The following is a 10,121-nucleotide window of genomic DNA, read 5'->3' on the forward strand; positions in this document are numbered from 1 at the left end:
AGTTATAACCACTGTCCTTGTTCTACTGATCCATTCAACTTTAGCACCAAAACTCTCTGATACAAACTTTAAAGGTACAAAAGTTCTTGCTTGTGTGATTACTGCCTGTGTATCAAAATATACTGTTTTGCCATTGACTGTAGCTTGTCTTTCGCCTATCTTTAACTTCACTGTTGTGTCTGCATCGGTGAAGGTCACTAATTGTTGACTTCTATTCCAATCCACTTCAAGTCCTAGTGCTTCTGCTATAAATTTGATTGGGATTACTGTTCTATTGTTTTTGTCTACATAGGCTTTTGGTTCTCCTACTGGTATTCTTAGTTCCTGTCCATCAATCATTATCTTGACGCTTTGTTGACTTGCAAAACTATAACTTGTTACTAATGTTACTGCTAATACTACTAACACCATCATTACACTTAATTTTTTCATAATTCCTATTCCTCCTTTGATTTTTGTATCTTTTCGTTATAATATCGCATCGAAACATACTCCAAAAACTGCGATAAGTTACCTTTGCTGTTCACCATGAACCCCATTCTTTCTGCCCCTAGTCGTGCCTTCTCAATGACTTCTGGATTCATTGTGATAGTTACTTGTCGTTTTTTCTTTTTACATTTTTTGCTTTTTAGCATTTCAACTTCCCCCTTTTTATTTTTGTGAGGAAATAAGAGTTGCTATCTAGCCTTTTTACATTTATTATTAAGGTGCGGGTTGTCATGTAAAGTAGCTTTTGCTACTGGATGAACTGATCCTTCATCCAGCATGGCAACTTTTATTTTCCTTTTTTGTAATATAATTAGATTTTTTTCTGATAGCCCTCTAGCAGCTTGTCCATTATTTTCAATCTTTCTTTGCCAACAATCCTTTTCAGTGACTTACTGTAGTCATCTCCCTTAAACAACTTCCCTGTACTGGCCCACTTCCAAAGAAGCTCCTTCAACTCTATTTCTGTCAATTCCCGGTTCCAGTAATCATTAAAAGCTTTGTTGATCTCTTGAGCTAGATGAACTACGTTTTTGTGAAAAATAATATATTCTTTTCTACTCATTTAGAGGACTCCTTCCTGCTCTTGGTTTGGTTTGATTTAGTTTATTCTATTTTACCACTAATTTTATAATTTTGCAACTATTTTTACATTATTTTTATATTATTTTACAATAAATTTTATATTATCAACCTTAACTATTCCCAAAATTCATCTTTGAGGAATAGTTAGAATTATATAAGAAATAATGCAGGGCGATTATTTTTTCGGTCATTAGACGCCCACATTTCCATTCTAAGGCGTTTTTTGAACCAACCCTACCTAGACACCATCCAACCCCTAAAAACTATTCTAACCCCCCTAGATAGACGTAAGCTATGCTATCACGACTATGACCTAGCATTTCAGCAACCTCTAGTCGAGCATCCTCTTTGTCTAGCCCCTTATCCCTTAATTCAAAATACTGCTCTCTGGCGAAGGTATGGCGAAGTCCATGAGAAGTTAGTGCACTTTGACCTCCAACTTCTATATTGTGTCCGCTGGATGCACGACCAGTTTCTTGTATTTTTTCTCGATGATTATACAAAAAATTTTGGATTGATTGCTTGAAATCGTGTATTTTGTGGGATTCTACATAATTTTTTGGTGTGAAGGCATACTCACCTCTACCTACAACTTGAAGCTGTCGCTCGAATAGATCCCTGGCACGATCTGTTAGAAGTACTTCTCTAGGTCTACCTCCTTTTGTGTTAGTTAAGCTTAATTTTCCTGTAGAGATAGCATTTCTAAGGTGGCTATCTCGGAGTGTGATAGCTTCGTCTATTCTTGTTCCAGTGGATCGCATACATTCGATTACGCTAGATATTTCTTGTCTACCTAGGTTATTGGCTATATCTTTCATTCCTTGCACTTCTCGTTCTGTCCATGCTCGATCTATTCCTCTGTTATCCGGTGTACTGCCTAGTCCCACCGACCAATTGAAAGCCCTACTGTCGCTTAATTCATGCTTGGCTATTGGCATATGATTATGAAAAAAACGTATTGCAGATAATTCTGTCTTGATATATTTGTCGGCTCTGCCCTCATTTTTGAGAGACTGGACATAGCTTTGCAGGTGCTTGTCTTGTATATTCGACAATTTTTGCAGGTTAAATTCTTTCGATGTATGATGAATGAAGCGTTGCATTGTTTGTATATACCGTTCCCTTGTTTCAAATCTGTTCTGATTCATGGTCCGTATTGTTTTAGCTAGTTGCCTGCCTAGATTATCTACCTTGTTATTACCTGTGGGCTTCCAGTTGTATTTCATTTTGAACCTCCTGTATTTCAAAAGTTCTATGGATCATTCTACAGTAGAACAATGACTTTCATTATCTTGCCTGCCAAAACTACACACGAAAATACCACTGTGGTACTTTCTGTTTTTGGACACAAATATCCCATCTACAAAGATCTCACATAAGAGCTCATTTCCTGTCCTTTTCTTGCCTTATGCCTTCTGAAACCCTTCAAAATCTTGCTATGAGGTCTATCTCTGAGGTCGTCTCTATTTTCTTCCTTCGTCAAAAAATAGAGACGACCTCAGAGATATGCTATTTTTTCATTATCTGCTTAACACCAATTTGTCACAACCCTTACGGGTGTTGCTACGCAACAGCGACAAAGCATCGCTACACAGCATCAGCATTCGCTGACTCTATATTAGTGCTACACACTAATCACTAATATAGAAACGCTTTTCTGATTTTTGCAAAATGCTTGTGCTATCGCACTTCACATTTTGCAAAAATCTAGGAATTTCTTAATGACTTGCTTTTAGTTTTTTGATGAGCTCCTTGATATCTTTCCTCTCCTTAGCAAGAGCATCTTCTACAGCTTCTAATTCTGCTTCCAAGATCTTAATTCGTGCTATGGTTTTTCCTTCTTCAATTGCTTTTTCGTAGAAATCATCAAAACTCACGTCAAATAACTTTTTTACAAAATTAATATTTTTTTTCACTCAATCATCCCTCCAATGACTTCGAGCTTGAATTTTTTCAGTCTGGCTATTTCTAATTTTTGTTTTGTAATAAGCCCACTTACTAATTGGATTTCCAATTGAACAGAAGCTAGTTTCGACTTCAAATAATCATTGCTAGGAGAATCTTTAAGGAGTTCTTGGTAGTATTCTTTGTAAGCAATCAGTTCTCCATAGTTTTTCAGGTTCTTGTTGTAATCTAGCTTCAATGAAAAAGTTTTTACTAGCAGAATCGCCTTGATTTCTAGCATGATGAAAACTACCATAACTTCATTTTTTACTTTTTCAACCTCTCGTCTCACCATTGTTGTTAACATTAGCAGTATGAATGTTACTGTTTCCATTGCCATTTTTACTTCCCCTTTCAATTTGAATTTTTACAAAAAATATAAAAAACAATAGCAAATAACTATTGTTGAATTTTACTACTGTTGAGTTTTTTTCCAAAAAATAAAAATGGACAGAACTCACCCAGTTTCTAATAGATTTCTTTCAAAGAAATTTTTTACTGGTGGTGCTGTCTTTCGACTTTTTACAAATCATGTTTTTTTACTAAAATTTTATTTTTACTGGTTTTGATACTTTTTACTATCGTCATTGGCATCTATTGATCCGTAACGACCTGTTATATTATTTTTTACTATGCTTAAAGTATAGCATTATTTTTTTCTCTATTCAACATTAAAATGCAAGTTATTTCAATAACTCCACTGGTTGATTACCTATTTACATTCAAAAAAGAGAAAATAGATTGTAGTTTGCCCACCTCAATCTATTTTCGCTAACACATCATATTAAATTCCTACAAACTGCTTTCTTGCAGATTTATTTTACCACATTTTTGAAATAAATACATGCGAACATATGTTTTGCTCAAAGAATACCTTTTGGGAATATAATCTGTTATAATAGAACTGCCTTCATGAAAGAAAGGAGGTGAGTTTTCGTTGTCTTACTTATCACAAAAGAAAAAAACGGGCGTAATTGCACTATGTGAAGCTGTAGTTTTCATTATCAATTTCATCAATGCAATCATTACCGTAGCAACATGGTTTCGACCATAGTTACTAAAAGGAAAAGAGAGTCTAGTCAGCTCTCTTTTCTAGTTTTTGCAAAAAAGTAAAGCAGGTAGGTTAGTCAGACCTACCTGCGAGCCTTCGTTGCTCTTACTTATCACATTTTGTATCATGTATGTTACATTTTTATTATATCACGAAAGCATGATTTGTAAACTCTCCGTTCACCTTTTTTTATACTTTTTGATAGTCTAGTGAACTTATCGACTCCGTGAGAATACTACCATCATCATTATATATCCCAACACATTTTCCCGAAAGCATATGACCATCACTTATTTCTAATAATTTTCCTTCTGCAATTTTCTTAAACCTTTCCATCGCAGCTTTTTCATTGTCATCTTCAATCGTCACTTGGCCGTTAATACTGAATTGAAATATATATTTTTTCATATTCCACCTCAACTCCCTAAAAAATTTTCCTGCTATTTCTAAACCAGGCATTTTTGGCTTACACCCTATTATTTTTTTGTGAATAGGGTTATTTGGTTCAGTTATATCAATATTTTTCACCGAATAACTTGTTCCAAAAATTCTTTTTCTTTTCTTCTTTCCTACTCTAAATCAATGCCTATTTGACTTGGATTTTCTTCGGAAGAAACTTTTTTTTGCTTTTTAACAGCTGTCCCCTTCTTCTCCAATTCTATCAGTAATGATTTAGTCTTATTATTGTACTCTTCATTGATTCTTTGGATTTGCTCTTGATGTTGTCTTTCTAACTGCAACACCCTCTTTTCACATTCAAACTCAAGACGATCTTTTGTAGTCTTTATTTCTTCCTGGTGTTTCTCTTTTAATTCATTAATATTAGTCTGTAACCCTTGAACAGCATCTTTGAATGTTAAGTTCTCTTTTTCTATAGCCATTATAGATTGTTGAGAGGTTTCAAGTTCTTTTTTTATCGCTTGGTTCTCAATCTTGTACCCTTTATATTCCTCAACAATACCAGATAGGGTATCTATTTTACTCCTATATTCCTCTATAAGGGCTTTGTTGCCTTCAAGAATCTCTTCTAATTTTTCTATCTTTTCTACATAATTTTTTTTCTTCTCGTTAGACTCTTGTTCTAAGTCATAGAGTTTGTCTTTAAGGTTATGTATGTCTGTGTTATAAATGGCGTTAATTTCTTCTACTGTAGTTATCTTCTCTTTAAGAGATATTATTTTTTCATCCTTTTCTTGTAGTAAAACTTGAAATTTTCCTTCTTTTTCTTGGGCAATAGTGTTGATCCGTTCACCAATGTTGACATAGATGCTATTAATTCTTCTAGTTAAGGTCTGTAATTCATTTAAGTCTTGCTCAATGACTGGAACTATTTCTTTTGTTTTATTAATTTCGTAGGTAGTGATTAATTCCTGCATAAATTCTTTGGAGCTTAAACCTGCTTCATCTACAAGATGATTGATTTTTTCTTTGATTTCTTCCGGCATCCTAACACTGTATGTAACATCTGACATTTTACACCCTCCTTTTGTAAACATTAAAATATAGTAATTACAATATGTTTACATTGTTTATATATGTTTATATATATTATATCATTATGGCCATGAAACTAAAATACTTTTCATAAAAATTAAACAAATAAAGAAAAGAAGGCACTAGCTTTAAGCCAAGTGCCTTCTTTTCTCCCCACCTCAATCTTTCTTCAATAACCATAGCATTAAATCGAATCATATAAGCTTTAAATATATACCCAAGCTTTTCTCAACTTCTTCTGCAACCAATTTACTAAAATCATCATAATCATTCGTTGTATGTGCTTTATCTAAAGCAGTGTAGTACTCTAATCTTTTTTCTGTTCTAATAATTGTGGCAGGATATCCATTTTTCATAAGTTCTAAATTCATTAAAAGTCTAGCTGTCCTTCCGTTACCATCTACAAAAGGATGGACTCCAACAAAGATAGCATGAAGATGTGCAGCCCTTTCAACTGGATGCAGTTTTTGAGCTTCACCTTCATACCAATCAATGAGTGCTTTCATTTCATCTGGAACAACCATGAAATCCGGTGGAGTATGTTGAGCTCCACTAATCATTACATTTTGATTTCTATATACTCCTGCATGTTCATCGCTTATTCCTTTTAAGACTAATCTATGGATATTCTTTATTTGCCATTCATTAAGATTTTCTTTGCCATTCACTATTTCCTCAACATACAAAATAGCCTCTTTATGATTAATTACTTCCAAGTGTTCTCTCATAGTTTTACCACCCACAGTAATACCTTCTAAGACAACTTTTGTTTCCTGTAAAGTCAAAGTGTTCCCTTCTATAGCGTTAGAATTATATGTCCATTCAAGTAGTAAATTCTCTCTGATACTTTTAACAGTATAAGTTGGTAAAGGTCTTTTACTATCTAATAATGCTTTTTTCTCATCTATTTTTTTTAATAAACCCCTCATTCAAATTTCACCACTTTCTTTTAAGCTCAATGTATAAAGCCTTAGTTAAGTATGTACCCTCATACTATTTATTAAACAACTTGCTCCAAATAGACTTCTTCTTTTCTTCTTCTCTAGTTTCAGTTATATACTTCATTAATTTTTCGTTTTCCACCTTGATCTGTTCCTGCTGCATTCTGAACTCTTGAAATTCATTTTTGAGTTTTTCTATTTCATCTCTATTTTCATTAGCTTTTTTCATTTCTTCTTTGATACCTTGTAACGCTGACTCTATTCCTGTCAAAGTACTTACTAACTGTTGTGGTACTGTGGTAATTTCGTGAGAATTACTTTGCATGTCTAATATTTGCATATTTTCTTTTGTTAGTTTTTCTCTGATTTCCTCTGTAGAATAGCCTTCTTCATACATTGAGAAAATGTTTCTGAATAACTCTATGGAATTTTCATTGTACTTAGTCGAACGCCCATATTTTTTCACAATGAAGAATTCTCCGAATAGATCAGCATATCTTCTCAGAGTATTCTCTGCTATCCCTGTTAAATTAGCGATTTCTTTTATTAAATACCACATTCCCACCACATTATCATTATCTACCATCATCACCATCACAACTCCATCACCGTATTTTTATATGTATTTCTTCTATGTTTTTTATGCAAATCCTTTATTTTGGTGATGAACAACGATTGTCTATATTTTATATCCTCGACTTTACATTTCTTCTATCATTGTAATCTTAGCTTTAGCATAATCTTTTTCTAAGGCACCTTTTAAAAAAGCATATAAATTTTTCTCTGCTTTCTTCAAAGAATATATGTAATTTAATTCTATGTATCTATATGGATCTAAATTAAACCTATCGGTCTTTTCAACTGCTATTTCATATAGCTGCATAATCTGTTTCCCACTAAACTTTTCATCTTGTAATCCTGCCTTATTTCTAATTAACTTTATTTCTTCGGTTTCATAAAGCTCTTCATCTTCTTCAAAATGCTTAGGCTCTATTTCAAATTTCAATCTTGCTATTTTTCGACCTCTTTTTATTTTTTTGCAATCAATCCAAATGTCTGTCTTTTCGTTGATTTCAGTCTTTGCAGGAGCTAAAATTCTTCTTTCAAAATTATCAAATCTATTATATCCATCTCCTACACCTAATAGTTCCTTGAGTTCATCAACCTCAAATTCTCTTTTTTTAATTTTTTCATACTGTTTTAAAAGTTCATACAATCTTATTGCATGAGATCCTTTGATGCCTAGAACATTTTTTGTCTTGTATTGCGTGAAAAGTTCTTTAAGGCCTAATAATTCACTTTTAAGAGCCTTATCAAATCTCATTATAACTTTACCTTCACCTTCAATCGTCTCAGCAAAACTCAACAATGCAACAGTTCTAGTTCTTCCGTTTTTCCTATAAGTTATAACTTTCTGCATGAGTTTTTTGGCAGATTCATGTATTTGAGCATATGCTGATTTTTCATTCGTTCCAGTAAGTTCAGCAAATTCCTTAATGCTGAATTCATAGTCCTTGAAATCTTCGTCGTTAGGACTTATCTCTGATGCAAGTACCACCATTATTTTTTGTTCCAGTGCTGTCATTCTGGTTCTGCATTCTATTAGAGCATTTGATTTCACGATCCAATTCTCTCCATTCATTCTAATTTCCCCCTTAAATCTCTATGTATAATACTTTACTATATAGTTAAACTACATTCAATATTTTTTGTAGTTATTTTAGTGATTTTGCCGTATTTTTGTAGTGGCTCTACCGTATTTTTGTAGTGGCTCTACCGTATTTTTGTAGTTATATAAGTTCTGTAGACAAGCTATTACAATACGTCTAGACTGCCGAAAAAGGGTTAAAAAGGGTTAAAAAGGTTTTTATTATATTATTTATATTTAATACAAAACTCTGGAAAGGATTTTGAAATATTTTTTAGGTGACAGTCTATATTAACGCCTAGACTGTCACCTATATCTAATTCCTAATGTTATATGTCCATTCTTCAGGATCGTCATAACCAAAATAGTTTAGAAATCGTTGAACAACATCATCTGAAAAATGTTCAAATAAATATTTTGTAGGCATCATTTCTCCATCGGCTTGTCTAATCCACCAATCGTATAGATAATATTTTTCGCCTTGATGCTCTTTTTCATATCCATTAAAAAATTGTTTTTTAAATACTTCGTCGTCTTTATATTTTTCATTCTCTATTCCTTTTCTGTAAATAACTGCTATTAAAGGGTTATAATCAGCGTGGAAGTCATATAATAAAAACGGATTGTCTTTGTCTAATTTATAATACTTAGCAGGAAATTCTTTAAGTCCTTTTTCGTGTGTCCAACTAGACGCTTCAACCAAAAATTCATCGCTTAAAGTCGGTTCTGCATCTATCGGTCTAAACATCCAAAACTCATACTTTTTTCTATCGTCATTAGGGTTTTTCTTATGTGTCATGCTATACCTGTGAAAAGCTGAAAATTCATAGTTATCACTATACTCTATTTCCTTTTCTTTAGGTACTCTATATTCAACTACTGTAGGTACAAAGTACATATATCCTTCTACATTAGCTGCGAAGTTGCTTGGTTTTAACATTTCTATAGCGTTTTTAATTTCTTGTGATACATTTCGTTCTCCACCCATGTAGGCGTATACTTCTTGTGGTCCAATGTATTCTAAAGTTTTCTTTACGTCATACAGAGCTTCTCTTGGCGTAAGTTTTGCTTTAAAATTAACTGTTAAATTTCCTGTTTTGTTGTCATAATTTTTGTTGGCTACATTGATATTATTGGAGGCGTGACGATAAAAGTTTTCGTCATATTCAAACTGATCCTTAGCTTTAGGACTTGACCATCTTCTAAAATTTTCTGTGTCAAATGAATGTTTGCTGGGGCTATAGGGTTCCACTTTAACCACTTCTATGTCCTCTTTATTGATTTTCCCATGTGGCAAAGCTCCCATGTTTAATGTATAGCTACTTTTGTATGTATCATTAGGCTTTAGGTTGTTTTGCCATCTTCCATCTGAATGTTTCCAAACAAAGACTACACCAGTATCTAAAAAGTAATGGGTTTCATATTCTATTGGTTTGCTTTGACTATAGGAATACTCTAGGGGAATTGCCACTAGAGTAAATATCGCAATAAGTAAAACTGCTAGTATTTTCTTTTTCAATTTTTTCCCTCCTTCCTCTCTACTTAAATGGGTTAGGAATTAATGTTATTGTGTCGTTTCTAAATGTATAACTACCTAGATAATCATATTGAGAAAAATCTACATTTTTGTCTACGATATAGACCACTTCTCCTGTTCCTGATGCCCTTTGAGTTCTTAATGCAACTTCTCCATCTTTTATCAATACAATACCTCCTAAATCATCACCTTTTACTCTAATAGCTCTTGATGTTTGTCCTTCTGAAATCTCCATTTTATAAGGATTATTGGTTAGAACTTTTGCTTTTGTTACGTTGATGCCATCGGTTCTATTCAGTTCGTTTACATTGCTAATCACTTGATTTACTGGTACTGTATCGGAAGTTGCTTCTCCTGTAGTTATAACCACTGTCCTTGTTCTACTGATCCATTCAACTTTAGCACCAAAACTCTCTGATACAAACTTTAAAGGTA

13 protein-coding genes are annotated in these 10,121 nt (G+C 33.2%); all 13 read right to left on the bottom strand.

The window, feature by feature from the left end; translation table 11 throughout:
- Positions 1 to 432, bottom strand: a 432-nt coding sequence (locus tag F9B85_RS13745) for a copper amine oxidase N-terminal domain-containing protein (protein WP_170270557.1), incomplete at its 3' end; no start/stop codon positions are given.
- Between the two features lie 5 nt (positions 433 to 437).
- Positions 438 to 635 carry a hypothetical protein gene (locus tag F9B85_RS13750; protein WP_151621789.1) on the bottom strand — a complete coding sequence of 66 codons (198 nt, stop codon included), beginning with the start codon at positions 633 to 635 and terminating at the stop codon, positions 438 to 440.
- Between the two features lie 164 nt (positions 636 to 799).
- Positions 800 to 1,051 carry a TIGR04540 family protein gene (locus tag F9B85_RS13755; protein ID WP_151621790.1) on the bottom strand — a complete coding sequence of 84 codons (252 nt, stop codon included), beginning with the start codon at positions 1,049 to 1,051 and terminating at the stop codon, positions 800 to 802.
- A 283-nt stretch (positions 1,052 to 1,334) separates the two neighbouring features.
- Positions 1,335 to 2,297 carry a tyrosine-type recombinase/integrase gene (locus F9B85_RS13760; protein WP_151621791.1) on the bottom strand — a complete coding sequence of 321 codons (963 nt, stop codon included), beginning with the start codon at positions 2,295 to 2,297 and terminating at the stop codon, positions 1,335 to 1,337.
- A gap of 492 nt (positions 2,298 to 2,789) precedes the next feature.
- Positions 2,790 to 2,987, bottom strand: a complete 198-nt coding sequence (locus F9B85_RS13765; protein ID WP_151621792.1) for a hypothetical protein — start codon at positions 2,985 to 2,987, stop codon at positions 2,790 to 2,792.
- Entirely contained in the window at positions 2,984 to 3,355 is a 372-nt protein-coding gene (locus F9B85_RS13770; protein ID WP_151621793.1) for a hypothetical protein, read from the bottom strand. Before F9B85_RS13770 ends, F9B85_RS13765 begins: the two co-directional genes overlap by 4 nt.
- Positions 3,356 to 4,255: 900 nt before the next feature.
- A complete protein-coding gene (locus F9B85_RS13775; RefSeq protein ID WP_151621794.1) occupies positions 4,256 to 4,594 on the bottom strand; it encodes a hypothetical protein in 339 nt (112 codons plus the stop codon).
- A 41-nt stretch (positions 4,595 to 4,635) separates the two neighbouring features.
- Positions 4,636 to 5,538: a hypothetical protein gene (locus F9B85_RS13780; protein ID WP_151621795.1), complete on the bottom strand. Its 903-nt coding sequence runs from the start codon at positions 5,536 to 5,538 to the stop codon at positions 4,636 to 4,638.
- Between the two features lie 216 nt (positions 5,539 to 5,754).
- Positions 5,755 to 6,489, bottom strand: a complete 735-nt coding sequence (locus tag F9B85_RS13785; RefSeq protein ID WP_151621796.1) for a Fic family protein — start codon at positions 6,487 to 6,489, stop codon at positions 5,755 to 5,757.
- Positions 6,490 to 6,553: 64 nt separating this feature from the next.
- The gene (locus F9B85_RS13790; protein WP_170270560.1) at positions 6,554 to 7,090 is read right to left on the bottom strand and encodes a MerR family transcriptional regulator; all 537 of its coding nucleotides are present in this window, start codon (positions 7,088 to 7,090) and stop codon (positions 6,554 to 6,556) included.
- Positions 7,091 to 7,201: 111 nt separating this feature from the next.
- Complete coding sequence (locus F9B85_RS13795; protein ID WP_151621798.1) at positions 7,202 to 8,143, bottom strand: replication initiation protein; 942 nt, start codon at positions 8,141 to 8,143, stop codon at positions 7,202 to 7,204.
- 322 nt (positions 8,144 to 8,465) lie between these two features.
- Positions 8,466 to 9,668 (bottom strand): hypothetical protein, encoded by a 1,203-nt coding sequence (locus tag F9B85_RS13800; protein WP_151621799.1) that lies wholly within the window; start codon positions 9,666 to 9,668, stop codon positions 8,466 to 8,468.
- 19 nt (positions 9,669 to 9,687) lie between these two features.
- A partial coding sequence (locus tag F9B85_RS13805) for a stalk domain-containing protein (protein WP_243138244.1) occupies positions 9,688 to 10,121 on the bottom strand: 434 nt, incomplete at its 5' end.

The sequence above is a fragment of the Heliorestis acidaminivorans genome (assembly GCF_008933955.1).
In the GTDB taxonomy this organism is placed as follows: domain Bacteria; phylum Bacillota; class Desulfitobacteriia; order Heliobacteriales; family Heliobacteriaceae; genus Heliorestis; species Heliorestis acidaminivorans.